The 26,865-nt window shown below is 66.8% G+C and carries 26 protein-coding genes, 1 tRNA gene and 1 pseudogene; 17 read left to right on the forward strand and 11 right to left on the reverse strand.

Translation table 11 applies throughout. The features are described from left to right. The 4 genes from AC5RTT_RS13215 to AC5RTT_RS13230 all read left to right on the forward strand — a co-directional run. The coding region (locus AC5RTT_RS13215) for an SURF1 family cytochrome oxidase biogenesis protein (protein ID WP_494145574.1) at positions 1–510 on the forward strand (510 nt) is incomplete at its 5' end. Further along, a complete protein-coding gene (locus AC5RTT_RS13220; protein WP_494145575.1) occupies positions 507–1,019 on the forward strand; it encodes a DUF3817 domain-containing protein in 513 nt (170 codons plus the stop codon). The genes AC5RTT_RS13215 and AC5RTT_RS13220, both read left to right, overlap by 4 nt. Before the next feature lie 100 nt (positions 1,020–1,119). Continuing rightward, the gene (gene guaA, locus AC5RTT_RS13225) at positions 1,120–2,709 is read left to right on the forward strand and encodes a glutamine-hydrolyzing GMP synthase (RefSeq protein ID WP_494145576.1); all 1,590 of its coding nucleotides are present in this window, start codon (positions 1,120–1,122) and stop codon (positions 2,707–2,709) included. A gap of 128 nt (positions 2,710–2,837) precedes the next feature. Next, complete coding sequence (locus tag AC5RTT_RS13230) at positions 2,838–7,028, forward strand: AAA family ATPase (protein WP_494145577.1); 4,191 nt, start codon at positions 2,838–2,840, stop codon at positions 7,026–7,028. Positions 7,029–7,067: 39 nt separating this feature from the next. Here AC5RTT_RS13230 and AC5RTT_RS13235 read toward each other — a convergent pair whose 3' ends face one another. The 3 genes from AC5RTT_RS13235 to AC5RTT_RS13245 form a co-directional block, all read right to left on the reverse strand. Beyond that, on the reverse strand, positions 7,068–7,802 hold the full coding sequence (locus AC5RTT_RS13235; protein WP_494145578.1) for an RcpC/CpaB family pilus assembly protein: 735 nt from the start codon (positions 7,800–7,802) through the stop codon (positions 7,068–7,070). A gap of 105 nt (positions 7,803–7,907) precedes the next feature. Beyond that, positions 7,908–8,186, reverse strand: a complete 279-nt coding sequence (locus AC5RTT_RS13240; protein WP_494145579.1) for an FmdB family zinc ribbon protein — start codon at positions 8,184–8,186, stop codon at positions 7,908–7,910. Positions 8,187–8,300: 114 nt separating this feature from the next. Continuing rightward, complete coding sequence (locus AC5RTT_RS13245; RefSeq protein WP_494145580.1) at positions 8,301–8,921, reverse strand: 5-formyltetrahydrofolate cyclo-ligase; 621 nt, start codon at positions 8,919–8,921, stop codon at positions 8,301–8,303. 108 nt (positions 8,922–9,029) lie between these two features. Between AC5RTT_RS13245 and galU the strand changes: the two genes are divergently transcribed. The 4 genes from galU to AC5RTT_RS13265 all read left to right on the forward strand — a co-directional run bounded on the left by galU (position 9,030) and on the right by AC5RTT_RS13265 (position 11,781). Then, on the forward strand, positions 9,030–9,935 hold the full coding sequence (galU, locus tag AC5RTT_RS13250) for a UTP--glucose-1-phosphate uridylyltransferase GalU (protein WP_494145581.1): 906 nt from the start codon (positions 9,030–9,032) through the stop codon (positions 9,933–9,935). Positions 9,936–9,940: 5 nt separating this feature from the next. Next, on the forward strand, positions 9,941–10,561 hold the full coding sequence (locus AC5RTT_RS13255; protein ID WP_494145582.1) for a GNAT family N-acetyltransferase: 621 nt from the start codon (positions 9,941–9,943) through the stop codon (positions 10,559–10,561). A 105-nt stretch (positions 10,562–10,666) separates the two neighbouring features. Continuing rightward, positions 10,667–11,578 (forward strand): hypothetical protein, encoded by a 912-nt coding sequence (locus AC5RTT_RS13260; protein ID WP_494145597.1) that lies wholly within the window; start codon positions 10,667–10,669, stop codon positions 11,576–11,578. A 130-nt stretch (positions 11,579–11,708) separates the two neighbouring features. Next, positions 11,709–11,781: transfer RNA gene (locus tag AC5RTT_RS13265), tRNA-Ala, on the forward strand. Between the two features lie 174 nt (positions 11,782–11,955). Here AC5RTT_RS13265 and corA read toward each other — a convergent pair. The 3 genes from corA to AC5RTT_RS13280 all read right to left on the reverse strand — a co-directional run bounded on the left by corA (position 11,956) and on the right by AC5RTT_RS13280 (position 13,963). After that, a complete protein-coding gene (corA, locus tag AC5RTT_RS13270) occupies positions 11,956–12,951 on the reverse strand; it encodes a magnesium/cobalt transporter CorA (protein ID WP_494145583.1) in 996 nt (331 codons plus the stop codon). A 34-nt stretch (positions 12,952–12,985) separates the two neighbouring features. Further along, complete coding sequence (locus tag AC5RTT_RS13275; RefSeq protein WP_494145584.1) at positions 12,986–13,411, reverse strand: DUF1761 domain-containing protein; 426 nt, start codon at positions 13,409–13,411, stop codon at positions 12,986–12,988. A gap of 72 nt (positions 13,412–13,483) precedes the next feature. Beyond that, on the reverse strand, positions 13,484–13,963 hold the full coding sequence (locus AC5RTT_RS13280; RefSeq protein ID WP_494145585.1) for an Lrp/AsnC family transcriptional regulator: 480 nt from the start codon (positions 13,961–13,963) through the stop codon (positions 13,484–13,486). A gap of 169 nt (positions 13,964–14,132) precedes the next feature. Here AC5RTT_RS13280 and AC5RTT_RS13285 point away from each other — a divergent pair, with 169 nt between their 5' ends. Further along, on the forward strand, positions 14,133–15,383 hold the full coding sequence (locus AC5RTT_RS13285) for an MFS transporter (RefSeq protein ID WP_494145586.1): 1,251 nt from the start codon (positions 14,133–14,135) through the stop codon (positions 15,381–15,383). A 12-nt stretch (positions 15,384–15,395) separates the two neighbouring features. Here AC5RTT_RS13285 and AC5RTT_RS13290 read toward each other — a convergent pair whose 3' ends face one another. Both AC5RTT_RS13290 and AC5RTT_RS13295 read right to left on the reverse strand, forming a co-directional pair. Further along, on the reverse strand, positions 15,396–15,899 hold the full coding sequence (locus AC5RTT_RS13290; protein WP_009356995.1) for an Lrp/AsnC family transcriptional regulator: 504 nt from the start codon (positions 15,897–15,899) through the stop codon (positions 15,396–15,398). Between the two features lie 158 nt (positions 15,900–16,057). After that, positions 16,058–17,299, reverse strand: a complete 1,242-nt coding sequence (locus AC5RTT_RS13295) for an MFS transporter (RefSeq protein ID WP_494145587.1) — start codon at positions 17,297–17,299, stop codon at positions 16,058–16,060. 104 nt (positions 17,300–17,403) lie between these two features. Between AC5RTT_RS13295 and AC5RTT_RS13300 the strand changes: the two genes are divergently transcribed. Both AC5RTT_RS13300 and AC5RTT_RS13305 read left to right on the forward strand, forming a co-directional pair. Then, complete coding sequence (locus AC5RTT_RS13300; RefSeq protein ID WP_494145588.1) at positions 17,404–18,378, forward strand: LysR family transcriptional regulator; 975 nt, start codon at positions 17,404–17,406, stop codon at positions 18,376–18,378. 81 nt (positions 18,379–18,459) lie between these two features. Continuing rightward, on the forward strand, positions 18,460–19,410 hold the full coding sequence (locus AC5RTT_RS13305; RefSeq protein WP_494145589.1) for an N-acetylglucosamine kinase: 951 nt from the start codon (positions 18,460–18,462) through the stop codon (positions 19,408–19,410). Positions 19,411–19,426: 16 nt separating this feature from the next. Here AC5RTT_RS13305 and AC5RTT_RS13310 read toward each other — a convergent pair whose 3' ends face one another. Further along, a complete protein-coding gene (locus AC5RTT_RS13310; protein ID WP_494145590.1) occupies positions 19,427–20,443 on the reverse strand; it encodes a pirin family protein in 1,017 nt (338 codons plus the stop codon). Between the two features lie 242 nt (positions 20,444–20,685). Between AC5RTT_RS13310 and AC5RTT_RS13315 the strand changes: the two genes are divergently transcribed. The 6 genes from AC5RTT_RS13315 (at position 20,686) to AC5RTT_RS13340 (ending at position 26,483) form a co-directional block, all read left to right on the forward strand. Continuing rightward, the gene (locus AC5RTT_RS13315) at positions 20,686–21,786 is read left to right on the forward strand and encodes an ABC transporter ATP-binding protein (protein WP_494145591.1); all 1,101 of its coding nucleotides are present in this window, start codon (positions 20,686–20,688) and stop codon (positions 21,784–21,786) included. Beyond that, positions 21,786–22,517 carry an ABC transporter permease gene (locus AC5RTT_RS13320; protein WP_494145592.1) on the forward strand — a complete coding sequence of 244 codons (732 nt, stop codon included), beginning with the start codon at positions 21,786–21,788 and terminating at the stop codon, positions 22,515–22,517. Before AC5RTT_RS13315 ends, AC5RTT_RS13320 begins: the two co-directional genes overlap by 1 nt. Further along, positions 22,514–23,257: an ABC transporter permease gene (locus AC5RTT_RS13325; protein ID WP_494008840.1), complete on the forward strand. Its 744-nt coding sequence runs from the start codon at positions 22,514–22,516 to the stop codon at positions 23,255–23,257. The genes AC5RTT_RS13320 and AC5RTT_RS13325 overlap by 4 nt, the downstream gene beginning before the upstream one ends. Continuing rightward, positions 23,254–24,216 (forward strand): ABC transporter substrate-binding protein, encoded by a 963-nt coding sequence (locus tag AC5RTT_RS13330; RefSeq protein WP_494145593.1) that lies wholly within the window; start codon positions 23,254–23,256, stop codon positions 24,214–24,216. Before AC5RTT_RS13325 ends, AC5RTT_RS13330 begins: the two co-directional genes overlap by 4 nt. A gap of 140 nt (positions 24,217–24,356) precedes the next feature. Next, entirely contained in the window at positions 24,357–25,577 is a 1,221-nt protein-coding gene (locus AC5RTT_RS13335; protein ID WP_494145594.1) for a pyridoxal phosphate-dependent aminotransferase, read from the forward strand. Positions 25,578–25,628: 51 nt separating this feature from the next. Continuing rightward, a complete protein-coding gene (locus AC5RTT_RS13340) occupies positions 25,629–26,483 on the forward strand; it encodes a polyphosphate kinase 2 family protein (protein WP_494145595.1) in 855 nt (284 codons plus the stop codon). A gap of 9 nt (positions 26,484–26,492) precedes the next feature. On the opposite strand, the gene AC5RTT_RS13345 is transcribed toward AC5RTT_RS13340, so the two are convergent. Together AC5RTT_RS13345 and AC5RTT_RS13350 are read right to left on the reverse strand one after the other, a co-directional pair. Further along, positions 26,493–26,711: an exodeoxyribonuclease VII small subunit gene (locus AC5RTT_RS13345; protein WP_494145596.1), complete on the reverse strand. Its 219-nt coding sequence runs from the start codon at positions 26,709–26,711 to the stop codon at positions 26,493–26,495. Next, positions 26,704–26,865 (reverse strand): annotated as a pseudogene (locus tag AC5RTT_RS13350) (exodeoxyribonuclease VII large subunit); the annotation flags it as partial. The gene AC5RTT_RS13345 and the pseudogene AC5RTT_RS13350, both read right to left, overlap by 8 nt.

The following is a 26,865-nucleotide window of genomic DNA, read 5'->3' on the forward strand; positions in this document are numbered from 1 at the left end:
ATCCCCGTGGCCCGCGGATGGGTGGCCGAACCCGCCGACGCGCCAGCGCCGCCGTCGGGCGCTGTTGAACTGACCGGGCGGCTCCTGCCGTCCGAGGCCCCCCTTGCCAAAACGGCACCGCAGCCGGGGCAGGCAACCGCCGTCTCCGTGGCCGAACTCATCAACTACTGGGAGATCAGCAGCTACCCGGGCTTCGTGGCTGCCACCGCCGAAGTGGCCGGGGGAGCGGACGTCAGCCCCGCCGCCGTGCCCGGCGACCTGCTGCCCCTGGAGATCGGGCCGCAGCCGCCCGGGCAGCAGATCAACTGGCTCAACCTCTTCTACTCCCTCGAATGGGTGGTCTTCGCCGGGTTCGCCCTGTTCATCTGGTGGCGGCTGGTCAAGGACGACTACCACCGGGACCTGGAAGAGGGCCTTGACGATGAACACCACGAGGCCGGTCCGGACCCCGGACAGCAGCCTGACCAGAACCAGCACCCGGAACCGACCCAGCAAAAGGTACAGCCATGATTGAACCGAAACCCGCCACCTCCGCAGCAGGCGGCAACACAGCCGGCAAGGCCGCAGGCAAGAAGCGGCGCTTTGGCGGCACCGAGGCACAGATCCGCTCGGCCCTGAAGTTCTACAAGGTGCTGGCCTACCTCACCGGCGCCATGCTGCTCCTGCTCTGCGCCGAACTGATCGCCCGGTACGGCTTCGGCCAATACCTGTTCGCCGGCGGCACCAACGCCGCGACGGGGCAGCCTTTCGGCTTCGGGTTCGCCGACGCCGAGCCTCCGGGCGTGCTGGACGGGGTCAACCTGTCCGTCACCGTCCTGATCGTGCACGGCTGGATGTACGTGGTGTACCTGATGTCCAACTTCCGGCTCTGGTCGCTGATGCGCTGGCCATTCCTCAAGCTGATCCTGCTCGCCCTCGGCGGCGTCATCCCGTTCCTGTCCTTCATCGTGGAGAAGAAGTTCCACGCCGAGGTGGAGGCCGAACTGGCCGCCAACCCGCAAGCACCGCAGCGGTACTAGTCCCCGGCACCCGGGCCCCCGCCCGCCGTCGGACGTCTGCTCCGTCACAGCACCGCCTCTCAAGGTGCGCCGGTGCAACGGCGCAAAGTAGGCTATTACGGTGACTACTCCCACTGCATCCCAGACTTCCCAGAAGCCGGTGCTGGTAGTTGACTACGGTGCCCAGTACGCGCAGCTGATTGCACGCCGCGTCCGGGAAGCAAACGTGTATTCGGAAGTGGTTCCGCATACCTACTCCACCGAGCAGCTCCTCGCCAAGAATCCGGCCGCCATCATCCTTTCCGGCGGGCCCTCCAGCGTCTACGCGGACGGCGCCCCGACGGTCGGTGCCGACCTCTTCGAGGCCGGTGTTCCGGTCTTCGGCATCTGCTACGGCTTCCAGGCCATGGCGAACGCCCTGGGCGGCAAGGTGGACAAGACCGGCCTGCGGGAGTACGGCTCCACGGAAACCACCATCCTTGGCGAGGGACGCTCCGTCCTGGAGGGCATGCCCCAGCACCAGAAGACCTGGATGAGCCACGGCGACTCCGTCCACCGGGCCCCGGAGGGCTTCGAGGTGCTGGCGACGACGGCGGGCGCCGAAGTGGCTGCCTTCGCCAACGAGGAAAAGGGCCTCTTCGGCGTGCAGTGGCACCCCGAGGTCAAGCACTCCGCCTATGGCCAGCAGGTGCTTGAGAACTTCCTGTTCAACTGCGCCAAGATCGAAGCCAACTGGACCACCGGCAACATCGTTGAGGAACAGGTGGAGCGCATCCGACAGCAGGTGGGGGACGCCCGCGTGATCTGCGGCCTCTCCGGCGGGGTGGACTCAGCCGTCGCCGCTGCCCTGGTCCAGCGCGCCGTGGGCGACCAGCTCACGTGTGTCTTCGTGGACCACGGCCTGCTGCGTGAAGGCGAAGCCGAACAGGTGGAACGGGACTTCGTTGCCGCCACCGGCGTGAAGCTCTACGTCGCCAACGAGCAGGAGCGCTTCCTGTCCGCCCTCGCCGGCGTCAGCGATCCCGAGACCAAGCGCAAGATCATCGGCCGCGAGTTCATCCGTGCCTTCGAAGAGGCCGAGCTGGCCATCATCGCCGAGGCCGCGGCACACGGCGAGAAGATCAAGTTCCTGGTCCAGGGCACCCTGTACCCGGACGTCGTCGAATCCGGCGGCGGCGAAGGTGCGGCGAACATCAAGAGCCACCACAACGTGGGCGGGCTTCCCGAGGACCTGCAGTTCGAACTCGTCGAGCCGCTCCGGGCACTGTTCAAGGACGAGGTCCGCGCCGTCGGCGCCCAGCTTGGGCTGCCGCAGGAGATCGTGGGCCGCCAACCGTTCCCCGGACCAGGCCTGGGCATCCGGATCGTCGGCGAAGTCACCAAGGAACGCCTGGACCTGCTGCGCAAGGCGGACGCCATTGCCCGGGCCGAGTTGACCGCCGCCGGGCTGGACAACGACGTATGGCAGATGCCCGTGGTCCTGCTGGCTGATGTCCGCAGCGTGGGCGTGATGGGTGACGGACGCACCTACGGCCACCCGATTGTGCTCCGCCCTGTCTCCTCCGAGGACGCCATGACTGCTGACTGGTCGCGGCTTCCGTACGACCTCCTGGCCAGGATTTCGAACCGGATCACCAACGAGGTGGACGGCGTCAACCGCGTGGTGCTGGACGTCACCAGCAAGCCGCCGGGAACCATCGAATGGGAATAGCATTCTGAGTGGCGGGCCTCCGTTACGGAGGCCGGCCACTCCTGTTTCCGGATCAAATCTCCGCAATTTCGGGCACTCCAGTGTTGCGGTCTCTCGAGTCCGGCGCCGGAGCGGCTACGCTCGAACGTATGCCGGTATGGTCCAGGGCGTCACGCGCAAGCGCAGAAAAGAAGGCAGTAGTGTCAGTTGGTCAAGGCCACCCGGAAGGCTCGGAGGAGCTTCGCAAATGGCTGTCCGGGCTCAAACCCGTCACGGGTGCAGACACGATGCTGCGCTTCACCAAGACCCCTGAGGGCTCCATTGACCTGACCCACGCGCACCCGTCCGGTCTTGCCCAGCTCATGGCCGGGCGCCGCACCCGCCTGTCCACCCTGATCAGGGACCGGCAGCAGTACCTCGTGGCGGCGCGGGCCTCGCGCAACATCCGCTCCAAGGTATTCGAACTTGCCAACGACCGCGGGATTGACGCCGGCTACCTCTCGGCCGGCACGGTGGTGTGGACGTCCGCCGTCGGCGGCAAGCCGCAGCGTATCTCGGCGCCCGTCATGCTCACCGCGATTTCCCTGACCGTCCGCCCGGGCGAAGACGACTACGAGCTCCAGCTGACCGAGCAGGCGCACATCAACCCGGCACTGGTCCGGCACCTGAAGACCATCCACGGCATCGTGTTCGACGTCAACGCCGTCACCCGGCTGGCCTACAGCACCGCCCGCTTCGACCCGCAGCCTGTACTGGACCGCCTGGGCACCCTGATCCGGCCCATCCATGGCGCCGAGGCCCAGCACAACCTGCTCGTGTCCACCTTTGCGGACCTGTCCGGCAACCTGGACGACCCCTGGATCAACGATTCCAATCCCATCGTGTCCGCCCTGGCTACCGCAGCCGGGGGAGAAGTGGTGGACGTGGAGGAACCGGATCCGTCCCGTTTCCCGCCACTGGACAGCCGGCACCCCACGGACGAGCTGCTCCTGCTGGATGCGGACACGGACCAGCAGTACGTCATTGATGCTGCGCGCGCCGGTGATTCCCTGGTGGTCAGCAGCCCGCCCGGCACCGGGCAGACGCAGACGGCCATCAACACCATCGGCGCCCTGGTGGATGCCGGCAAGACCGTCCTGGTAGTGGGTGACCGCCGCGCCAGCCTCAACGAGGTGTCCGGCCAGCTGGAGTCCCTGGGCCTTGAATCCATCCTGTTCCAGCTCTCCGGGAACGTCACTGCGCAGCAACTTAAAGGCCAGCTGGTCCGGGCCATCGTCCGCAACGAGAAGTCGCTGGAACCACAGCTCGGCAACCTCCACGCCACCCTGACCGAACACCGCCACGCGCTGATGGACCACGTGGCCTCGCTGCACAATGTCCGGCAGCGGTGGGGATGCTCGCCCTACCAAGCCATGCAGTCGCTGGCGGAACTGACTTCCATCCACCCCGCCCCGGCCACCACGGTCCGGCTCAAGCGGAGCGTCCTCGACAGCATCCGCGACCGTGACGAACTGGCCGGAAGGCTGCGCCGTGCGGCGGAACTGGGCAGCTTCAGCAAGGCCGCAACCACCAGCCCCTGGCATGGGGCACGGCTCCTCACCCGGAAGGAAACCGAGGAAGCCCAGGAACTGGTCCGTTCCGTGGCGAAGAGCCTGCCTGCCCTGCGGGAGCGCATGAATGCCGTGGCAGAGCACGCCGAGATCCGCCTGGGTGAATCCTTCGCCGAATGGGGCGAGCAGCTGGAACTGCTGGTGGCAGTCCGCGGCAGCCTGGACAAGTTCACCCCGGACATCTTCGACCGGCCGGTGACCGACCTCATCTCCGCCACCGCCCCTTCCGCCTGGCGGCGTGAACGCGGCATCGAGATGACCTCCATGCAGCGGTCCCGGCTGCGCAGGGTCGCTAAGGAATACGTCCGGCCCGGCGTCCACATCGCCGACCTGCACAGCTCCCTGGTCCTGGTGCAGGAACAGCGGGCCATGTGGGCAGGCTACGCCACCACCCAGCGGCACCCGGCTGTTCCGTCCGGGCTTGCCGAGATGAACGCCATGTACCGGGAACTGGACCGCGAGCTCACCCAGCTGGGCGAGGCCCTGAAGCATACCGAGGCGGGCGGTTCGCTCTCCAAGGTCCGGTACGGGGAACTCATGGACCGCCTCGAGCGGCTGGTGGCGGATACCGACACGCTCAAGACCCTGCCGGAACGAACGCTGCTGGTGGAAAACATGCGTGAGCACGGGCTGGGGGAGCTTCTGGCTGACCTGGCCGAGCGGGAAGTGCCTGCAGCTTCCGTCGCCGCCGAGCTGGAGCTCGCCTGGTGGCAGTCTGCGCTTGAGGCGATGATCAGCGGCGACGACTACCTGGCAATGTCTGATGGTGACGCCCTCCGGCAGCTCGAAGCCGAGTACCGGCTCGCGGACAATGCGCACATCGCCAGCGGGGCGGCACGGCTCCGCTGGGACCTTGCCGAGCGCTGGCGCGCCGCGATCGCCGAGCAGCCGCGCCAGGCCGACCTCCTGCGCAGCCTGCTCAAGGACGGCCGCGTGTCGCTGCCGGCGCTGACAGCCCAGGCCCCGGACCTGATCGGTACCCTGGTGCCCGTGTGGTCCGTGAGCCCGTACCTGATGACCGGGCTGCTACCGGCAGAGCAGCATTTCGACGCCGTGGTGATCCTCGACGCCGAAGCCACCTCGCTGCAGGCCGTACTTCCCTCCATTGCGCGCGCACGCCAGGTGATTGCCTTCGGCGACGCCCGCATCGCCAGCCCGCGCACCTTCACCGTGGGTGTGGAGCGGCTGGCACCCGGTGAGTCGGCGCACCAGCGGGTGGAGAGTGCCTTCACCGCGCTGTCCGCCGTGCTGCCGGTGTGGCGGCTGAACTTCGTTTACCGCGCGGTGGACGAGGACCTGGTCCTGCAGCTGAGCAAGAACTTCTACGACGGCGGGCTCCGCCGGCTGCCGGAGGGACAGTCGGCCACGGGACTGGACCGGTCCCTGCTGGTGGAGTACCTGCCGGACGGAACCGGGCTGCCCAGCGCCGACCATGAAGGCGTTGAATCCGTGGTGGCCGAGGTCAACCGGGTGGTGGAGCTGGTCTTTGAACACGCCCGCCTGCGCCCGCGCACCTCGCTGGCCGTGGTGACCGCCAGCCTTCGCCACGCTGCCCGGATCGGTGAGGCCATCAGGCTCCAGCTGCCCAACCACCCCGGACTCGCCGGGTTCTTCGGCGCGGGCCCGGAGTCGTTCCGGGTGGTGGACCTTGAGCGTGCCCAGGGTTTGGTGCGCGACCACGTCATTTTCTCGCCGGGCTTCGGCCGGACACCGCATGGGCGCGCCCTGCACAGCTTCGGGCCGCTGTCCGCCGAGGGAGGGCGGGAAAAGTTCGCCCTCGCGATGACCCGCGCCCGGCGCTCGATGCACGTTCTGACGTGCTTCCGGCCTGAGGACCTGGACCACACCCGGCTGACGCACGGGGCAGTGGACCTGTATGCCCTGCTGGACCGGGAAATCTCGGGCAACACGGATCTGGGTACGCCCGCGTCCCGCGCTGCCGCCAGCGAACAGGCGCTCGGCGCCGACCCGCTCGTGGCGGACCTGGGCGACCGGCTGCGGGCACGCGGGGCGCGGGTCTGGCACCAGTACGACGGCGCCATCGACGTGGTGGCCGCCGCCGATCCGCTGAACACCATGGGCCAGGACGACGCCGACCTTCCGTGGCCGGTGGCTATCGAGTCCGACGGCACCGAACAGTACCGCACCATGAGTGTCCGGGAGCGGAGCAGGCTGCGTCCCCAGCTGCTCGAACGGCTTGGCTGGCGGTACATGCCGTTGTGGACCATCGAGGTTTTCACCGATCCGTCCGCCTGTGCAGACCGGATCGCCAAGTACCTCGGACTGGAAAAGGTGGTACTTCCGGGGCGGGTGGCTTCGCCCGGATTCCTTGACGACGACGTCGACCAGGCGCTGAATGATATTGATGCCGTGGCGGAGTCCGCTCCGGCATCGAACGTTACGCGTTTCCCGGGCCCGGCTTCCGGACGGCGGGCCGGCAACGCAGCACGTGCCGGTCATCAGGCAGCACCCGCCGCGGACCGGCAGGACAGCAAGGAGGCGGCCCAGGTGGGCAGCGACGAGAAGACCAACAGCACCAACAGCGAAGCGCGGCCCGCGGACGGTGACGAGACAGCGGAAGCGCCTGCGTCGGCCACCCGTGCCGGCCAGAAGCCGGCGGAGGGCATCCTGCCCGCACGGGCTGCCGAGGATGATCCGCGGGCGTGGGGCGACCGTGAAGATGACCATGATGCATGGCTGAAGGAACAGAAGCCGCCGCACTGGGGGTGACACTTTCGTAGGCCCCGGCGCCGCCAGGGAGGCAGCCTGTTACGGCGGCCCGACCAGGACAAAGAACAGCTTGCCTTGTGTGGAGGCGCCCGCCAGCCGGGCCGCCTGTTCCGCGTTTGCGGCCACGACGATCAGGCCGTCAGTCTCCTGCGTGCCAAGCCATTGCCCGCCCTGGCCGCCGGTTGCCGAGGTCCACAGCACGGGCACCGCCGCGGCCAGGACTTCGGACGGTGTTTGCTGGTCGAAACCGTTCCCCGCGGTCAGCACCACGTTCACCAGCTGCCCGGGGGAGACCAACTGGATGGACGACGGGTCCGCCATCCGAAGGGGCACTGCGGCTGAGCCGGCAGGACTGCCGGTGAGGAGGCCGGGCCCCAGCAGCTGGGCGTCCGCCAGCAGCTGGCCTTTGCGCAGCGGGGCAGCCAGCTGCCTGCCGGACGCGTCCCCGGGTTCGCGCAGGACTCCGTCCGCGAGCATGCCCGGAGGAACCTGGATCGCGGAAATGTCAGTGGCTGCAAGGGCAGATCCGGCAGGCAGGTCCCGGGCGGCGGCCAGTGCGGTGACGGTGTGCACCGGTGCCGGCGTGAGCTGGTGGACGGTGAGTGCCGCCGCTGCACACAGCAACAGGGCAATGGCAAGCCGGCGGTTGCGGCTCAGCCAGCCGCCAAACCTGGCCCTGGGACGGGCAACGGAACGGCCGGAGGGAACCGGCCGGCCGGGACGTCGAAGGAATCCGGAAGCTTCCCGGCGGGCACGTAAGGGATGAGCAGGCATGCCGCCACGCTAGGCGCCCCGGATATGCAAAAGACAGCGGCCCCGCACCTATGTGGACAATGTCCCATCGGTGCAGGGCCGTCGTCGTAACGGCGGAAGCCGGAATCAGCTGGCGGCGGCCGCAGCTGCCGGAGCGGGAGCGGAAGGTGCCGCCGCCGGAGCAGGCGTGGAAGGAGCTGGCGCTGCGGAGACGGTGCTGCCCTTGGAGTCCCGGGAATCGGTCCGGTAGAAGCCGGAGCCCTTGAACACGACACCCACGCTGTTGAACTTCTTGCGCAGCGCGCCCTGGCATTCGGGGCACGACGTCAGTGAGCTGTCCGAGAACGACTGGACGATGTCGAAGGCGTGGCCGCAATCCTTGCAGGCGTAAGCATATGTTGGCACTGGTGCTCCTCCTCTTGGGCAAACGAGAGGTCCCGTGCTGCTACCTGGTAATCCGTTAGCAGTCGCAGGGCCTGAGTGCTAATTCTATCATCCCGTTGCGGCCACCCGCCTGACCTAGGCGATCTTGCCCAACGGCCTAAGCCCCGACGGGACAAGGACGGCGGGAACAGGACGGTCGAACTCCTCGGCAGGAATCCGGCCCGCCGGGAGGAGTTCATCGTCATAGATAACAGCGGCCAGCGGGATTTCCTTCCCGGCGGTGGCAAGGTGGCCCAGGAACTTGTCGTAGTAGCCGCCGCCCTGGCCCACCCTGTTGCCGTCGAGATCCACGGCGGTAGCAGGGATGAACAGTGCCGTGGCCTCGCCCGCAACATCCGGTCCGTGGCGGGGCCCGGCCGGTTCCATGATGGGTGCGTACCTGCTGCGTTCCAGGGTGCTGTCCGGGCCCCAGATAACCCAGCTCAGCTCACGGCCCGGCTCGCAAACGGGGAGCAGGACCTTGTGGCCGTTGCTGTGGAGGGCGGCGATGAGGGGCAGCGTGGGCGGCTCGACGCCGGTACCGAGATACACGCAGAACGTCGCCGGCCTTCCACCGGACATGGATTCGGCCCAAGCGGCACCATGCATGGCCAGGGCAGCGCCGGCGGCTTCCAGTTCGGCAGGGGTCAGTGCTGCCCTTCGCCGGCGGTGGGCCGTCCGGATGTCGTCCTTGGCGGTGGCTTGCTGTTGGGCCATTGTGTCTCCTTATTACCCGCGCTGGGGCGGTTGCTACGCCGGTTCCGGGGCGGCTGTCCGCCGGTCCGTTGTTTACTGAATGCTTGACGCTGACGTTAGATTAGTCCGGTGAGTACCCGTAACCCGAGAGTTCGCAAAGCCGTCATCCCCGCTGCCGGCCTGGGCACAAGGTTCCTTCCTGCCACCAAGGCTATGCCCAAGGAAATGCTGCCCGTGGTGGACAAGCCTGCCATCCAGTATGTGGTGGAGGAAGCCGTGCAGGTGGGGCTGAATGACGTTCTGATGATCACGGGACGTAACAAGCGGGCTCTGGAGGACCACTTTGACCGGGTCCCGGCCCTGGAGTCAACGCTTGCCGACAAAGGGGACACTGAGAAACTGGCATCCATCCAGGCGGCCAGCAACCTTGGCGACATCCATTACGTGCGCCAGGGCGATCCCAACGGGCTGGGCCACGCCGTCCTCCGGGCCAAGCAGCACGTTGGCGATGAAGCCTTTGCCGTGCTGCTGGGGGATGACCTCATTGATGCCCGCGACGAACTTCTCAGCACCATGATCGACGTCCAGGCCAAGACCGGCGGGTCTGTGGTCGCCCTCATCGAGGTGGAACCGTCACAGATCAGCTCCTACGGCTGTGCGGACATCCAGGACATCGACGGGGAAAGCTATGTGCGGATCAACGGGCTGGTTGAGAAGCCGTCCGCGGATGAGGCGCCGTCAAACCTTGCTGTCATTGGCCGCTACGTCCTGCATCCGTCCGTCTTCGAAGTTCTGGAGCGCACCGGCCCGGGACGCGGCGGAGAGATCCAGCTGACGGACGCGCTGCAGGAGCTCGCCACCGGGGACGGCGAAGGCCGCGGCGTTTACGGTGTTGTGTTCCGGGGACGCCGCTACGATACGGGCGACAAGCTCAGCTACCTCAAGGCATGCCTGCAGCTCGCCATCGACAGTGAGGATCTCGGCCCGGGCCTCCGGGAGTGGCTGCCGGGGTTCACCGACGGCCTGTCCAAGTAGCAACCGTGCGATTCGGACCCATCTGGCCCGTGACCCTGGAGTGCGGCGACCTGGTCCTGCGGCCCATCAGGTACCGGGACAAAAAGGAGTGGACGGAGGTCAGGTCCCGCAACAGCGACTGGCTTGCACCGTGGGAGGCGTCCAACCCGGATCCGCGCGGGGGCCTTCCGGACTACCGGCAGATGGTCCGTTCGTTGAATACGCAGGCCGCCCAGGCCACCGCTCTGCCCTTCGTGATCACGGAGAGAACTCCGGGGCTGCGAAATCCGCCAATCATCGGCCAGTTGACGGTCTCCTCCATCGTGTGGGGGTCGGCAATGATGGCCACCCTGGGATATTGGGTGGACCAGGCCAGGGCCGGGCGCGGAATCGCCCCCACTGCAGTGGCCCTGGTGACCGACCACTGCTTCCAGACCCTGGGGCTGCACCGGATGGAAATCAACATCCGGCCTGAAAATGCGCCCAGCCTGCGGGTGGTGGAGAAGCTGGGCTTCCGGGACGAGGGCTACCGGCCCCGCTACCTCCACATCAACGGCGAATGGGCCGACCACCGGTCATTCGCCCTGACATCGGAAGAGGTCCCGGAAGGCCTGTTGACACGCTGGCTCGCCACCAGGCCGTCATAAATCCACTCATTTGCTCCCCGGCCTGCGACACACCGCGGCTAATGCCGCAGCAGGAGGCCTGATGCTCATACGGTTTTGAGTGTGGACTTCCCCCTTAGCAGCTCAGTGATCCTTGTGGTTGCCGTCGTGCTCTGGATTGTGTGGGTTGCCCCCTACGTCCTCCGGAACCGCCGGCACCAGTTCCAGCCCGCCGGTGATTTTCTGGCAGACGCCCCAGCCGAGGAAAGACCGGATCAGCCAGCCGGTTTGGTACTGAACGTCGCCGCCCAGCAGGAGAAGCCCATGGAAGCCAGGAAGAGCGCCGGACCCTCCGCCAAGTCTGCCGGCCCGGCACCCGCCGGCCGCCTCCGGATCCGTTACGGCCGGACCGCACTGGCGCTTGCCGGACTCCTGTCTTTGATGACGTCACTGGTTTCCGCAATTCTGCTGCCTTTTGGCCTCGGCTCGCCTTTCCTGCCGCTTGCCTGCGCGGCACTGACGGCGGTGTCCGTCGCCATCCTGCGCTGGCTGGCTGTACGCGACCGCAAGGCCAAGGTCAACGCGGCTTTTCGCTCGGCCATGAGCGCACCACCGGTTAGGCACGTATCCGAAAGGATTCCGCCGAAACCGGAGTCGGCCCCCGCTCCCCGGGAAAGCCCGCTCTTTGACGCCGAGGCCCACCAGCCGAAGGTTCAGCAGCTGACAGCCCAGGAACTTCGCGAGGCAGCCCTGGCGGTTGCCGTGGCGGCGGGTGATCCGAGTGCAGCTGCGGCGGCATCGGGAACTCCCGCCGGTACCCCCTGGGAGCCGGTAGAGGTTCCGAAGCCTGTATACGTTGATGCCGCCAAGGCCGAACGCCCAGAGCCTGAGCCGCTTGAGCTGCCGGCCGCGCCGAAGGCAGTGGGCAAGCCGTCCCTGAAGCAGGGTGCAACAGGGACGCCTGCCGCTGCTGCACCGGCTGCAGAAGCCCAGCAGCTCAGCAAGGCACAGAGCGCACTGAGCAACCTCGACGACGTCCTGCAGCGCCGCCGCGCATAAACCTTGCCGGGTGGTACGACGGCGGCATCCAGGGTGCTGCTGCCCCTCACCAGGGTGCGGATTGGCATTGGGACGGGAAAATTTGTAGCCTAGGGTCACCGGTCCAGCACCTGCACCAAGTGGCCGTTCCGGGGCTATAGCTCAGTTGGTAGAGCGCTTCGTTCGCATCGAAGAGGTCAGGGGTTCAAATCCCCTTAGCTCCACAAATGTGGGGAGTGGGATCATCCTTCAGGGATGATTCTGTCCTCGGTAACACCCCGGTCTTCGGACCGGGGTGTTTTTCTTTGGAATCCTGGGATCTGCCAGTCCACCCTGTGCCGCGACCTTTGATGGCCAGTAATTGCCAGTTCTCCCGGGAGGGCGGGAAGGCCAGGACTCTACAGCCAGCCCTTCTTTTTGAAGATGCCATACATTCCCACACCCACCGCCGCCATGAGGCCGATCGCCATCGGGTAGCCAAAGGCCCAGTGCAGCTCGGGCATGTAGTCGAAGTTCATGCCGTAGATCCCGGCCACGAACGAGGGCGCAAACAAGATGGCGGCCCAGGAGGAAATCTTCTTGACCTGCTCGTTCTGCGCGGCGCTGGCCTCATTCTGGCGGTTGGCCGTCAGGGTGCCGTCAAGCGTCAGGGCATTCTGCAGCAGGTCCCGGAAGGAGTCTGCCCGGGAGATCACCCGTTCAACGTGGTCCTCCACGTCGCGCAGGCTGTGCTGGAGCTCGCTTTCCACACCGTACTTCGAGAAGCCCCGCTTGAGCTGGTGCATCATGTCCGGCAAGGGATGGATGGCGCGCTGGAACTGGATCACTTCCCGGGCCAGTTCGTAAATCCGGCGGGAGACGGTGGAATCGCCGCTGAAGAGCTGGTCCTCGATCTCGTCGATGTCATTCTCAAGCCCTGCAACCACCGGGGCATAGTCGTCAACCACTGCGTCCAGGAGGGCGTACAGCACCGCTTCGGGGCCGTGCCGGAGAAGGTCAGGCCTGCCTTCGAGCCGTTTCCTTACGCGGGCCACACCGGCCGTCTCGGCATGGCGGACGGTGACCACGAAGTTTTTTCCCGTGAAGATGTGGAGTTCCCCGAATTCCACTGTTTCACTGGCGTCCAGGTAGCGTGCCGGCCGGAGGACGGTGAAGAGGTTGTCCCCGTAGCGCTCCAACTTGGGGCGCTGGTGGGCCGAGATGGCATCCTCCACGGCGAGGGCGTGAAGCCCGAACTCCGCGGCCACGGCGGCCATCTCAACCTTGGTGGGACGGTACAGCCCAATCCACGCCATCCCGCCGTGGTGCGCCAGCGTCTCGAACGTCTGCTCCAGGTTTTCCGGTTCGGCATGGCGGACACCGTCAACGTAGACGGCATTGTCGATGATGGTCATGGGCAGGTGCCTTCGCTGTACGTGCTCACGATGGTCAGGACATCGCTCCGATAATGGCGCCGGATACGGCCATCGCCACCAGGTCGTGGCCGGCGTCGATCACTGTCACCGCAGCCGGGCGGCCCGCAAAACCGTTGTGGATCACGTGGCCTCCGGCACGGAAGACAAGTCCCAACACCAGCGCGAACCAGGCTCCTGCCAGGGCATTATCCAGCCCCAGCTTGCTGATGAGGACGGCCAGGAGGATGACGGTCAGCGCCGAAGCCAGCATCATGGGGAGCCAGATTCCTGCTCCGCCACCGATGTTCTTCAGGTCCTCCTCGGTCTTGCCGATGGCGGCCATCCAACGGTTGCCCAGGACGGCCGGCATGTACCACACGAAGCCAATGGCCATGCTGGCCACGAAAGCCAGCAGGACCGCGAGCCAGTTGATCTGTGAGACGTAAGAGAGCCAATCCATTCAAGAAATCCTAGCCGTCCGGAGCTGGCCGGAAGGGGAGGCAGGTCCCGAGGCGCCGCAGCGGATCCGGTATCAGCCGCCCGTCGCCTTGGTGAGGCCGCTAATGAGGGGCTCGGTCCGGTAGGGAATATGGGTGTGCAGCGCCAGCACCGTTTCGGTCCGGATGACGCCCTTGATGCGGAGGACCTGCCGCAGCGATGCCTGCAGGTTGTGGGTGTCCGTGGCCACCACCCGGCACCAGACGTCGCCGCGTCCGGAAATTTCATGGACTTCCAGGACCTGGGGGATCAGCCGCAGCGCGGCGACCACACCGTCCAGTTCCCGGTGCAAGACCTCAATGGTCACAAAAGCCACCACGTCATAGCCCACAGCCTCAAGATCCACTTCCCGGCCGCCCGGGCGCAGTACACCCGCCCGGACCAGCCGGCGGACCCGGGACTGGGCGGTGTTGCGGGCCACGCCCACCGATTCGCTCAAATCGCCGATCTGGATACGGGGGTCCCGGATCAGTGCCAGCAGGATCCTGAGGTCAGTGGGGTCCAGATTGTTCAAATGGTCACTCTCCATCACAGCGGTACAGAACTTTTGATGATCCTGCTCAATCTTGTCACTGATTTCGAACCAATCGAGCAGTCATACCCCAATCTGGAACCATCGCATATCCACTCCGCGCCGGGCTCCCACAAGGACCACCTGCCGCGGCAGAACCAAAGGCGGCACCATGACGGTCTTCAGCGAGCTCCGGATGCGCCCGGCCCCTGCCACATCTGCCGGTTGGGACGCGTCCACCACGGCACGGCTTGTGATGGCAGGCGCCGTCATTTTCGTCCTGCTGGTGGGCGCCAATCTCGCTACGCCGCTGTATCCACTCCTACAGGCGGAGCTGGGACTCAGCTCGCTGGATGTGTCCGCTGCGTTCTCCAGCTACGTCCTTTCGCTGGTGGCCACCCTGATGCTGGCCGGGCACTGGTCCGACCACATCGGACGCCGCGCTGCGCTGCTGCTTGCCGTGCTGACCGGGTTGGCTGGCGGCTGGGTGTTCGCGAGTGCGGAAACGCTCGCGGCCCTCTGCACGGGACGGGCCCTGCAGGGCATTGCCGTGGCACTCGCCACGGGGGCCAGTGCTGCCGCCCTGCGCGAGCTGCTGCCCTCGCGTCCGGAGTGGGCGTCACGTTTCACGCTGCTGGCCTCTGCCGGCGGAGTAGCGGCCGGCCCTGTTCTGGGCGGGCTGCTGTCCCTGCTGCCCGGTGCCACCACCGCCCCCTACACCGTGTACTCGGTGGTCCTCGCGGCGCTCCTGGTGCCGCTCTACCTGATCCGGGCACGGCCGGCCATCATGCTTCCGGCAGTGTCCCGGCCCCTGCAGGCGCTGGCGCCGCGGCCTCTCGCCGTGCCGCGGAACGCCAGGGGCGCTTTCTGGCTTGCCTCGGCCGTGGGCTTCCTCAGTTTCGCAGTATTCGGTTTCTGCCTTTCCCTGGCGCCCGGCTACTTCGCCCAGGTGCTGGACACACAATCCCGGCCGTTGATCGGCCTGCTGGCCGCCCTGCCGCTTGGAGCCTCCGCACTAAGCCAGGTGCTGACCCTCCGCGGACGCTACACAATCCCTTTAGGGCTGGCCGTCCTCGGCGGATCCGTCTTCCTGCTGGGGGCCGCGGGCGCTTGGCACAGCCCGGTGCTGCTCGTGCTTGCTGCCGTCTTTGCCGGTGCCGGACAGGGGCTGGCCTTCAGGACTACTTTCAACGAGGTTGCCGCCATGGTGGAGCCAGCCCGCCACGCCCAAACTGTCAGCACGGTTTACGTCATCACCTACTTAGGCAGCGCCGTCCCGGTCCTTGGCCTTGGCTGGCTGGCCGGACTTGCCGGGCAGGAAGCTGCCGTGGCCGGCTTCGTCCTTGTTTGCGGTACGGCCGCGCTTGCGCTGGCCGTCCTTACGCTGGTCCGGGCAGTTCGGCGGCACGGCCGGTCCGGCTAGGCCGGTAAGCCACTACTCCGGGAGCGGCCCGTGGTTGCCTTGGATGTGTTCGAACACCAGGGTGGTCTCCGTATGCCCCACCACCGGGTCCGTGGCAAGGTTGTCCAGCACCCAGTCCCGGAGGTCCTCGGTGCTCCCGACGGCGATATGCAGCAGGTAGTCCACGGAGCCTGAGGTGTGGAACGTGGACAGCACAGCCGGCAGATGCGGAACGCGGGACGTGAAACGGTCGATCTGGTCGCGGTCGTGGGCGCGGAGCCGCACGGCAACAAGTGCCTGGACGGACCGGCCGATGGCAGAGAGGTTGAGCTTCGCCTCGTAGCCCTGCACGATGCCCCGTTCGGACAATGCACGGGTCCGCATGAGGGCGGTGGAAGGGGCGATCCCCACCAGTTCGGCAAGCTGCTTGTTGGAGATCCTGGCGTCGTTCACCAGGGCTTCGAGCAGCCGCTCGTCAATAGCATCCAGCGGCTCCAGGTGAGCTCCCGGCCTGATGTTCCTGGGATTCGTGGTCACTGCTGTTCCTTCCAACGGTCCTGCATTCATCCTAGACCGCTGTATCTGCGCCAAGACGCCCCGGGCTGCGCGTCCCACCGAACATCAGCACCAACACTGCCTCCGACCGGAGCAGTTAATTCGCTGCCCGTAGAGCCATAGGGGCACGTCCCGTCCGGTCAGGCGCTTGCACCTTGCGTCCGCGGATGCACGACGGCGACGGCCGCCCCGGTCAGGCAGGCAAGGACCATCACCCCTGCCGCCAGGGCCACCCAGCCGAAGGACTGGAAAACGAGGCCGCCGGCCCACCCGATGATGCTTGATCCCAGGTAGTAGGCGAGGTTGTACAGGGATGCGGCCTGCGCACGGCCGGTGCTGGCGATCGCTCCGGTCCAGCCGGCGCCGATGCTGTGCGCGGCGAAAAAACCGCCCGTGAACAGCACCAGGCCCGCCAGGATCAACGGAAGGTAGGGAACAAGCGTCAGGGCAAGTCCCGCCGTCGAAAGGGCCAGCGCTGCCAGCAGGACGTTCCGCCGCCCAAACCGCGTGGTCAGCCCCGCGGCCCAGCGTGAGGACACGGTTCCGGAGAGATAGGCCAGGAAGATGAGGCTGATCAGCGTGGCCGGCAGGCTGAAGGGCGCGCCGGACAGCCGGAAGCCCAGGTAGTTGTAGACGGCGACGAAACCGCCCATCATCAGGAACGCCTGGACGTACAGGGCGAGCAGCCGGATGTTGCGCAGGTGCCCGCCGACGGTCCGGAATGCGCTGCCGAGTCCTGCCCCCGGTGAGGAGACGAAGCCCCGTGCCCCCGGCACCAGGACCAGGAAGGCAACGGCGGCTAGGGTGGCCAGGATGGAAACGGCCAGAGCCGCCGCACGCCAGCCCCACAGCTCACCGGCCGGTCCTGCCACGAGCCGGCCGGCAAGCCCCCCGAGGGTGGTGCCCGCGACGTAGCTGCCTGCCGCCAGCGCCGCGTGCGCTTTTGTCACTTCCTCGTTGAGGTAGGCGATGGCGATGGCGGGGATGCCGCCGAGAGCCATGCCTTCCAGCAGCCGCAAGGCAAGCAGCATCCCGAAGCTCGTGGACAGCGGCACCAGCAGGCCGAGGACAGTGGCGATGGAAATGCCCCAGGTCATGGCCTTGACCCGTCCGATCCGGTCGGCCAGGAAGGACCACGGGATCACCGTGACGGCGAGTCCCACGGTGGCAAGCGAGATGGTAAGCGCAGCCTCGGCCGCGGTGATGTGCAGCTCAGCCGCGAGCAGGGGCAGGACGGCCTGGGTGGAGTAGAGCTGGGCAAAGGTGGCCACCCCGGCGAAGGACAGTCCGGCCAGGATCCGGGCGTAGGCCCGGGATCCCTTGGCGTGCCCGTCCCAGCGGGGCGGCGATTGGTTGCCGGTCACCCTTTCTTCACAGGCCATTCCGTTAGCCTAGGCCCGGGCCTATACATGCCTCCAATGCATAATTTATGAAGAACTAATAGCAGAATCGGATTGAAGCACGGCACACAGCAAGGAGCCAGGACATGCAGACAGACCACAGGCAGCTGGCGCAGCTTCTTCCCCTCCTGCCCGTGCTCGCCGAGCTGGGCAGGACGGAGCACGTCACTGAAACAGCCGAAGTTCTGGGAGTGCCCCAGTCCACGGTGAGCAGGGCACTGGCACGGGCCAGCGCCGCCGTCGGCACGGAACTGCTGGTGAGGGACGGCAGGGGAGTCCGGCTCACCCCGGCAGCCCGTACGCTCCTGCCTTACATCGAGCAGGCACTCAGCGAATTCCAGACCGGACTGGACCTGGTACGCGAGGAATCGGCGGTGGTCCGGGGCAGGATCTCCGTGGCGTTCCAGCACACCTTCGGCGAGGCCACCTTGCCGCTGCTGATCAGTGCCTTCCGGAGCCGGCATCCCGGCGCGGTCTTCACCCTGAGCCAAGGTTCGCGGAATTCCTGCCTGGAGGAGCTGGCGGCCGGGGAGGCAGACCTGGCACTCACGGCGCCGGTGGGAGCGGACCGCACCAACCTGCAGTCCGCGCCGCTGTACCGGGAACCGCTGCGCCTGGTGGTGCATCACAGCCATCAGCTCGCCGGCCGGGGGTCGGCGGCGCTGGCTGACATCAGGACGGAACCCTTTGTGGCACTCGAGCCGGGGTACGGCATGCGTTCCCTGACGGATGCACTGTTCCGCGAGGCAGGGTACCGGCCGCGCATAGCCTTTGAAAGCCAGGATTCGCATACCGTCCGGGGGCTGGTGTCCGCTGGGCTGGGTGTGAGCATCCTGCCACCGGGAGGGGATGCGCCCGGCAGGACCGTCAGCCCGGAGACCGGAAACCTTGGCTGGACGGAAGTTCCCCTCGACTCACCGCTGGCCTTCCGGGAAGTGGGCCTGAGCTGGCGCCGCAGGAAAGCCGGCGCCGAACCGGTGCCGGTGCGGCTTTTCCGGGACATGGTGGTTGGTGAAGGACCCCACTTGCTGGCAGGACTGGCCAGGCAGCGTACCCGCTGAGCCGGAGGAGGGGACAGGCACGACGGAGCCAGGGCCGGTCCCGGCCAGGTTGGCGCCTGTGCCGGCCAGTACCCTAGTGACGTGACCAACACCGAAAACCCCTCCGCACTGCCCACCGACAAGACTGTGGCGTCCGCACCCAGCCCGCTCGCCGGCGTCGTGATTGGCCTTGATATCGGAGGCACCAAGACCCACGGCATCCGCTTCGAGGGCGGCGTGCCGGTTGCAGACGAGTCCGCGGGCAGTTCAAATGTGCAGAATGTCAGCCGGGAGGAGGCTGCCCGCAATATCGCGGACCTCTTTGGCCGGATCGGCGGCGGTGCAGTCTCCCGGGTTTACGCGGGGTCGGGCGGGATCGACACCGATGAGGACGCGGCCGCACTGGCATCGCTGATCCAGCCGCACGTTCCCGATGCCCTGGTAACCGTGGTCCACGACTCGCGCCTTTTGCTCGCAGCCGGCCACGCCAGCACGGGGGTGGCAGTGATCGCCGGGACCGGTTCGGCAGCCTGGGGCAGGAACGCCGACGGCGGCGAGGCCCGCGCAGGCGGCTGGGGCTACCTGCTGGGCGATGAAGGCAGCGGGTACTGGCTGGGCCGCGAAGCCGTGAGGCACAGCCTGCGGCGGATGAACCAGGGACTGCCCGTAGACGAACTCACCGCCGCGCTGCTGCAATCCTGCGGGGTGGACCACCCCAACCGGCTCATCGCGCTGTTCCACTCCCCGGACACCGGGCGCCGTTTCTGGGCCCAGCAGGCGCGCCACGTAGTGGCGGCTTCAGCCGCCGGGCACCCCGGCAGCCAGGCCATGCTGGACCAGGCCGGCCGCGATCTTGCAGACCTGGCGCTGCAGGTGCTCCGCCAGCTCGGGCTCGATGGCCCTGTCATCCTGGGCGGCGGGCTGGGCATGAACGTGGAACCACTGCAGGATTCCTTCCGCCACCATCTTTCCGGTGCCGGCGCCACTGATGTACGGGTCCTGGACCAGGAGCCCGTGTTCGGGGTGCTGCAGCTGCTGGCGGAGCCGGCCTGACGCCGGCTCCGGCGAATCAGACGGCCCGCTTCCGTGGCGTTAGCCGCACCGCCGGCAGCGGGGGAGCGGGGATGCGCCCGGCTTCGGCGCCCGCATCGGGGCCGTGGCCGGGCACCAAGCCGTACCTGGCGGAATACGCGTCAGTTCCGGACAATGCCGCCTGCGCTTCCCAGTCCTCCCGGGCCTGCTCCACCTCCTCGTGGGTCCGCCCCACGAAGTTCCACCACATCAGCAGTTCCTCCTCGAACGGCTCGCCGCCGATCAGCAGGAAGCGCGTGCCCGGAAGTGCCTGCAGCCGCAGTTCCTGCCGGCCCGTGCCAAGGTAGCCCAGCGGTCCGGGACGAAGTTCCTGCCCGTCCAGCGACAGCCCGCCGTCGAGCACCAGGATGCCGTGCTCAAAGTCCCCGTTCAGCGGGAGCACCGCGGTGCCTTCACAGGACACGTCGGCTCCCACGATGGGCGAGTACATGGTGGCGGGGGAGGCCACGCCGGCCAGCTCGCCCACCATCACGGTCGCGGTGAAGCCGTCCCCCGTGACCCGGGGCAAATCGCGGTGCTGCTCGAACGCCGGCCCGCGGTGCCGCTCGGCGTCGGGCAGCGCCACCCACAGCTGAAGGCCGCGCTGCAGCGGCAATTCCCCGCCGGCAGGCGGGAGCACAGCAAACTCGGAGTGGGAGACGCCGTGCCCTGCGGTCATGATGTTCAGCTCGCCCGGGCGGACCACAACATCGCTGCCCACGCTGTCCCGGTGGCGGACGTGGCCGGCCAGCGGCCACGTGACCGTTTGCAGCCCGATGTGCGGGTGCGGCAGGACGGACATCGCCGTCCGGTCCGGGCCGAAACTGTCCAGGAAGCACCACGCCCCGATGGTGGGAAGGCCGCGCTGGGGAAGGGTCCGTTGGACGCTCATGGCTCGCACCCCGCCCAGCGGGACCTCACGCTCCGGCCACAGCTGCAGGCAGGGACCCGAACTCCCCTCGGCGCTCGCCGGCGGACAGACTTCCTGCTGGGGTGAGATCTCCAAGTTGGTCACCCTCCAACTGTAGGCCGGTGCGGCCGGGGCGGTCAGTGCTTACCTTCGCGGCCCGTGATCCGGACCCACGCCCGTCCGGATCGCGTGCGGCTCCGAATGGTCACAGTAGGAAATCCTTTGCGCGGATTAGGTGCCGCTACCGGTGATGCCGGCCCCGGATTGGGTTACCGTAACTATCAGCGTGCTGATGACAATGTCGCGTGCAATCAGATGCCGTCCAACAGAACAGGTAAGTCCGCACCATGGACCAGGCGATGATCGAGTTCCAGAGCGTTACCAAGCAGTACCAGGGCGGGCAGCCGGCCGTGGACAACCTCTCGCTGTCCATCGCAAAAGGCACCATCACGGTTTTCGTTGGACCATCGGGCTGCGGCAAGACCACCTCGCTGCGGATGATCAACCGGATGGTGGAACCCACCAGCGGCACCATCACCGTTGGGGGCAAGGATGTCACCTCGGTGCCGGCTGCCGAGCTGCGGCGGTCCATGGGGTACGTGATGCAGTCCGCCGGTTTGCTGCCGCACCGCTCGGTGCTGGACAACATCGCCACGGTGCCCCGGCTGAACGGGGTGTCCAAAGCCGACGCCCGCAGGCGCGCCGAGGAACTGCTGGACGTGGTGGGCCTGGCCCGAACCCTTGCCAAGCGGTACCCCTCCCAGCTTTCCGGCGGCCAGCAGCAGCGCGTCGGCGTGGCCCGCGCCCTCGCCGCGGATCCGCCGGTCCTGCTCATGGATGAACCCTTCAGCGCTGTGGACCCCGTGGTCCGCGACGAACTGCAGCAGGAACTGCTGCGGCTGCAGAAGGACCTGGCCAAGACCATCGTCTTCGTCACCCACGATATTGACGAGGCCACCACGCTGGGGGACAGGGTGGCGGTCTTCGCCGTGGGCGGCAGGCTGGCCCAGTACGCCACCCCGGAAGAGATTCTCCGGGCGCCGGCCAACGATTTCGTGGCCTCCTTCGTGGGGCGGGACCGGGGCTTCCGGCACCTGGGCTTCACCCCGTCCGACGGCGTCACGCTCCACCCGGTGCCGACCATCGTCCGTCGCCCGTCCGGCCCTGTCTCCGATCCGTCGGCCGCCGGCGGGTGGCAGCTGGTGGTGGACCAGGACATGCGCCCGCTTGGCTGGTCGACCCCCGGCACCGACACGGGGCTGATACCCGGCGGTTCCCTGTTCCGGCCCGGCGAAAGCCTGCGGAAAGCGCTCGACGCGGCCCTGTCGTCGCCGTCGGGCCTGGGCGTGGCGGTGGATTCCGAAGGCAGGGTGCTGGGCGCCGTCCGGGGCGGGGAGGTCCTGGCGCTGATCGAGGAAGCACGCCAGTTGCGGCAGGCCGCGCTCTGATGGAGTGGTTCCTCGCCAACAGCGGCATGGTCTTCGAACGCGCAGGCCAGCATATGGTGCTGGCCATTGTGCCCATGGTCCTGGGCCTGCTGATGTCCATCCCCTTGGCCCAGCTCGCCCGGCAGCACCGCGCACTCCGCTCCGTGGTGCTGACCGCATCCTCGCTGCTGTACACCATTCCGTCGCTGGCCCTCTTCATCATCCTGCCTACCATCCTGGGCACCCGGATCCTGGATCCCCTCAACGTGGTGGTGGCCTTGACCATCTACGCCGTCGCGCTGCTGGTCCGCGCAGCTTTGGACGCCTTCGATTCCGTGGATGCTGAGATCAGCCAAGCCGCCGTTGCTATGGGGTACAAGCCGCTGGCACGGTTCCTGCAGGTTGACCTGCCGCTGTCCCTTCCGGTCCTGTTTGCCGGCCTGCGGGTGGTCTCCGTCAGCAACATCTCCCTGGTCAGCGTCGCCGCCCTGCTGGGCATCGGAAACCTCGGCATGCTGTTCACCTCAGGCCTGCAGCGGGACTTCGTGACCGAGGTGGTGGTGGGCATCATTGCCATCCTCTTCCTGGCGCTGGTGATGGACGCGCTGCTGGTCCTGCTGGAGCGCATCCTCACGCCGTGGGAGCGGGCCGGCAAGGGACGCGGCCCGCAACCCCTGGCCGCCGGCAGGCTCGAGCCTGCAGCCGCGGCCGGGAGGCTCGCTGCTCCGAAGACCGGAGGTGGGAACGCGTGAGCGTCTTCAGCGATACCTTTGCCTGGCTGGCCGACCCGGAACACTGGACCGGGTCCGCCGGTATCCCGGCACGGCTGGGTGAGCACCTCCAGTACACCGGCCTGGTGATGCTGATCGCCGCGGCCATCGCGGTCCCAGTGGGCCTCTACGTCGGACACACCGGCAGGGGCCGGGTGGCGATCGTGGCGCTGGCCGGGGCTTTGCGGGCACTGCCCACACTCGGCCTGTTGACACTTTTTGTCCTCCTCGCAGGAATCGGACTCATGCCCCCGGTGTGGGCGCTGGTGATCCTGACCGTGCCGCCGCTCCTGGCCGGGACCTACGCCGGGATTTCCAGCGTGGACCGGAACGTGGTGGACGCTGCCCGCGCCATGGGGATGACAGAGCTCCAGGTCCTGTTCCGCGCTGAGCTGCCCAACGCCCTGACGGTGATGTTCGGCGGTTTCCGGACCGGCGTGCTGCAGGTGATTGCCACCGTCTCGGTGGTTGCCTACATCAACCTGGGCGGCCTGGGCCGGTACCTCTTCGACGGGCTGGTCCTGAGCGACTTCCCGCAAATGCTGGGCGGATCCCTGCTCATCGCAGCGCTGGCCATCGCCGTCGACCTTGTTTTGTCCCTGTTCCAGCGGCTGTTCCTGACACCAGGGGCAGCAGGGCAGTCCCGCCGCAGCCAGCAGGCTGCGGCCGATCTCACAGACCCCGTACTCACGGAGACTGTTGTCCAAGGAGGTAAACCATGAAACTAAGCCATCACCCGCGCCTGGGAAGGCGGGCATTTGGCGGGCTGGCCGCAGGACTCGGCCTGGCAATGGCGCTGTCCGCGTGCGGCGGTTCGTCAGATCCCCTGAGCGAGGCTCCGGAAACCACCGGCGGTTCCACGGGCGGGACCACCTCCCTGGTGGTCGGCTCGGCCGACTTCCCGGAAAGCCAGATCATCGCCGAGCTGTACGCGGGGGCACTGAACGCCGCCGGCGTTACCGCCACCACCAAGCCGAACATCGGCTCCCGCGAGGTCTACTTCAAGGCCGTTCAGGACGGTTCCGTTGACGTTGTCCCGGACTACACGGGCAACCTGCTGCTGCACGTCGACAAGGAAGCCACGGAGGAGTCGGCCGAGGACATCGCCAAGGCCCTTCCGGACAAGCTGCCGGACGGCCTGGCCGTGCTGGACGCGTCCAAGGCGGAAAACAAGGACGCCATGGTGGTCACCAAGGCAACGGCTGAGAAGTACCAGCTGAAGTCCATCGAGGACCTCGCCAAGGTGTGCAGCGAGATTACTGTCGGGGCACCTGCCACTTTCGCCGAACGTGCCTACGGGCTGCCCGGCCTGAAGGAGAACTACAACTGCGAGCCCAAGAAGCTGGAGCCCTTCAGCGACGGCGGCGGCCCGCTGACCCTGAAGGCGCTGCTCGAGGACCAGGTCCAGGTGGCCGACATCTACACCACCACCCCTTCCATCGCGGACAACGACCTGGTGGTCCTCGAGGACCCGAAGAACAACTTCATCGCCCAGCAGGTCATCCCCCTGTACAACGAGGCCAAGATGACAGATAAGGCCAAGGAGGCGCTGAACAACGTGTCCAGCCAGCTGACCACCGAGGACCTGATCAACCTCAACCGTGCCGTCAGCGGCAGCCAGAAGCAGGGTGCCAAGGAGGCAGCCGAAGCCTGGCTGAAGGAAAAGGGCATCCTCAAGTAGGAGCCTGCAGCTTGCACGCCGGGCCATCCGCACGGTGATCACGACGGCGGCTGCCGGACTTTCCGAAGTCCGGCAGCCGCCGTCGTTCGTGTGGGCGAGGTCTCAGCGGCCGTGCATCCTTCCTGTGGCATATTTGAGGAATGGCAGAATTCAGGCAGTCCACAAAGCTCAACAACGTCCTTTATGACATCCGTGGACCGATCCTGCAGGCCGCCCAGCAGATGGAAGCGGAGGGCCACCGGATCCTCAAGCTGAACATCGGCAATCCCGCGCCGTTCGGTTTCGAAGCCCCCGACGCCATATTGGTGGACATGATCCGGCACCTGCCCCATGCGCAGGGCTACAGCGATTCCCGCGGCATCTTCTCGGCGCGGACGGCCGTCTCGCAGTACTACCAGACCCGCGGGATCCAGAACATCCATGTGGACGACATCTACCTCGGCAACGGCGTCAGCGAACTCATCACCATGTCCCTGATGGCGCTGCTGGACGACGGGGACGAAGTCCTCATCCCCACCCCGGACTACCCGCTCTGGACCGCGTCCGTGGCGCTGGCCGGCGGAAAACCCGTGCACTACCTCTGCGACGAGGAATCCGGCTGGCAGCCCGACCTGGAGGATCTCGAATCCAAGATCACGCCCCGGACCAAGGGCATCGTGGTGATCAACCCGAACAACCCCACCGGTGCCGTGTACCCGGAAGAGACGCTCAAGCGCATCGTTGCCCTGGCCGAGAAGCACGGGCTGGTGATCTTCGCCGACGAGATCTACGAAAAAATCCTGTACGAGGACGCCGTCCACATCAACCTCGCCGCGCTCACCGGCGACCACGTCCTCTGCCTGACCTTCAGCGGGCTGTCCAAGGCCTACCGGGTGTGCGGCTACCGCGCCGGCTGGATGGCCATTTCGGGACCGAAGAAGGACGCCGCCGACTATCTTGAGGGCATCAGCCTGCTGGCCAACATGCGCCTGTGCGCCAACGTCCCGGCGCAGCACGCCATCCAGACCGCCCTTGGCGGATACCAGAGCATCAACGACCTGATCCTGCCCGGCGGCCGCCTGCTGGAGCAGCGCAACAAGGCCTACGACATGCTGAACGCCATCCCCGGCGTGAGCACCCAGCAGGCCCGGGGCGCCCTGTATCTCTTCCCGAAGCTTGACCCAGAGGTCTACCACATCCGGGACGACGAGAAGTTCGTCCTGGACCTCCTCAGGGAGCAGAAGATCCTGGTGTCCCACGGCCGGGCCTTCAACTGGGTGCGCCCGGACCACTTCCGCATGGTTACGCTGCCCAACGTCAAGGACATCGAGGAAGCTGTTGGCCGGATGGGGGACTTCCTGAGCAGGTACCAGGGGAACTAGCCTGTGCACACGGGCTATGAGGCCCGTGGCACTTCGCGGAAAGGATTCCCCATGGCCGGCGTCACTCGGTTCGAGCAGCTTCCTTCTGAAACTTTGCGGGTAGGCGACGGATTTGCCCTGTCCGACGTCGACCCGGATGCCACCCCGGGCTACAACGGCACGAAGGAGGACGGCAAGGCGCTGCTGGCCGACATGGACGACGAATTGGCCGAACTGCAGGAAAAACTGTTCGCCGAATCCCGTTTCGGCGGCCGCAAAAGGATCCTGCTCATCCTGCAGGCCATGGACACGGCCGGCAAGGGCGGCATCGTCAAGCACGTCATGGGGGCGATGGATCCGCAGGGTGTCCAGTTCAAGGCTTTCAAGGCTCCCACCACCGAGGAGAAGTCCTACGACTTCCTCTGGCGGATCGAGAAGGAAGTGCCTGCTGTCGGCATGGTGGGGGTCTTCGACCGGTCCCACTATGAGGACGTCCTGATCCACCGCGTCCACCGCTGGGCAAGTCCCGAGGAGATCAAAAGGCGCTACGTCGCTATTAACGAGTTCGAGGGGCGGCTCATCGAATCGGGAACCAAGGTGGTGAAGATCATGCTCCACATCAGCGGCGGGGAACAAAAAGAGCGGCTGCTGGCCCGCTTGGACAACCCGGCGAAGCACTGGAAATACAACCGTGGCGACCTCGATGAGCGGGCGTTCTGGGAAGACTATATGAATGCATACCAGGCGGCCTTCGACGAAACCAGTACCAGGGAAGCCCCTTGGCACGTAATCCCGGCCAACAAGAAGTGGTATGCCCGCATCGCCGTGCAGCAGCTGCTCATTGGTGCGCTGGCCGAACTAAACCTTCAATGGCCGAAAGCCGACTTTGACGTTCCCACCGAGCGGGAGCTGATCCTGCGCTCCTGAGCCTGCCTGTTACAGCGGCTGGTCGCGGGCAGCGGCCAGCCGTTTCCTTGCCCCTTCCAGCCATTCCTCGCAGCGGACGGCCAGGGCTTCGCCCCGCTCCCACAGTGCCAGTGACTCTTCCAGGCTGGCGCCTCCCGCCTCAAGCCGGCCCACGACGGCGATGAGCTGCTCTCGGGCCTCCTCGTAGCTCAGCCCCGCGATGGCGGCATCTGTTGTCTGCTCACTCATGAGCGTTTCCTTCCTGCATTACGTCCGTTTGCGTCTTGGGGTTGCGCGTTCCGGTGGAGGTGGCGCCGAAACGCCCCTCCGCCACGCGGATGGAAAGCGCAGAGCCTTCCGGGGCGTCCACCGCGCGGCGGACCACAGCGTGGCCGGCGACCGC

It is taken from the genome of Arthrobacter sp. Y3221157 (assembly GCF_059089865.1).

Coding starts and splice junctions, on each gene's coding strand:
- AC5RTT_RS13220 (WP_494145575.1), top strand. CDS start 507: ATGATTGAACCGAAACCCGCCACCTCCGCAGCAGGCGGCAACACAGCC.
- AC5RTT_RS13230 (WP_494145577.1), top strand. CDS start 2,838: ATGCCGGTATGGTCCAGGGCGTCACGCGCAAGCGCAGAAAAGAAGGCA.
- AC5RTT_RS13235 (WP_494145578.1), bottom strand. CDS start 7,802: ATGCCTGCTCATCCCTTACGTGCCCGCCGGGAAGCTTCCGGATTCCTT.
- AC5RTT_RS13245 (WP_494145580.1), bottom strand. CDS start 8,921: ATGGCCCAACAGCAAGCCACCGCCAAGGACGACATCCGGACGGCCCAC.
- corA (WP_494145583.1), bottom strand. CDS start 12,951: ATGACCATCATCGACAATGCCGTCTACGTTGACGGTGTCCGCCATGCC.
- AC5RTT_RS13275 (WP_494145584.1), bottom strand. CDS start 13,411: ATGGATTGGCTCTCTTACGTCTCACAGATCAACTGGCTCGCGGTCCTG.
- AC5RTT_RS13285 (WP_494145586.1), top strand. CDS start 14,133: ATGACGGTCTTCAGCGAGCTCCGGATGCGCCCGGCCCCTGCCACATCT.
- AC5RTT_RS13295 (WP_494145587.1), bottom strand. CDS start 17,299: ATGGCCTGTGAAGAAAGGGTGACCGGCAACCAATCGCCGCCCCGCTGG.
- AC5RTT_RS13300 (WP_494145588.1), top strand. CDS start 17,404: ATGCAGACAGACCACAGGCAGCTGGCGCAGCTTCTTCCCCTCCTGCCC.
- AC5RTT_RS13315 (WP_494145591.1), top strand. CDS start 20,686: ATGGACCAGGCGATGATCGAGTTCCAGAGCGTTACCAAGCAGTACCAG.
- AC5RTT_RS13320 (WP_494145592.1), top strand. CDS start 21,786: ATGGAGTGGTTCCTCGCCAACAGCGGCATGGTCTTCGAACGCGCAGGC.
- AC5RTT_RS13330 (WP_494145593.1), top strand. CDS start 23,254: ATGAAACTAAGCCATCACCCGCGCCTGGGAAGGCGGGCATTTGGCGGG.
- AC5RTT_RS13335 (WP_494145594.1), top strand. CDS start 24,357: ATGGCAGAATTCAGGCAGTCCACAAAGCTCAACAACGTCCTTTATGAC.
- AC5RTT_RS13340 (WP_494145595.1), top strand. CDS start 25,629: ATGGCCGGCGTCACTCGGTTCGAGCAGCTTCCTTCTGAAACTTTGCGG.
- AC5RTT_RS13345 (WP_494145596.1), bottom strand. CDS start 26,711: ATGAGTGAGCAGACAACAGATGCCGCCATCGCGGGGCTGAGCTACGAG.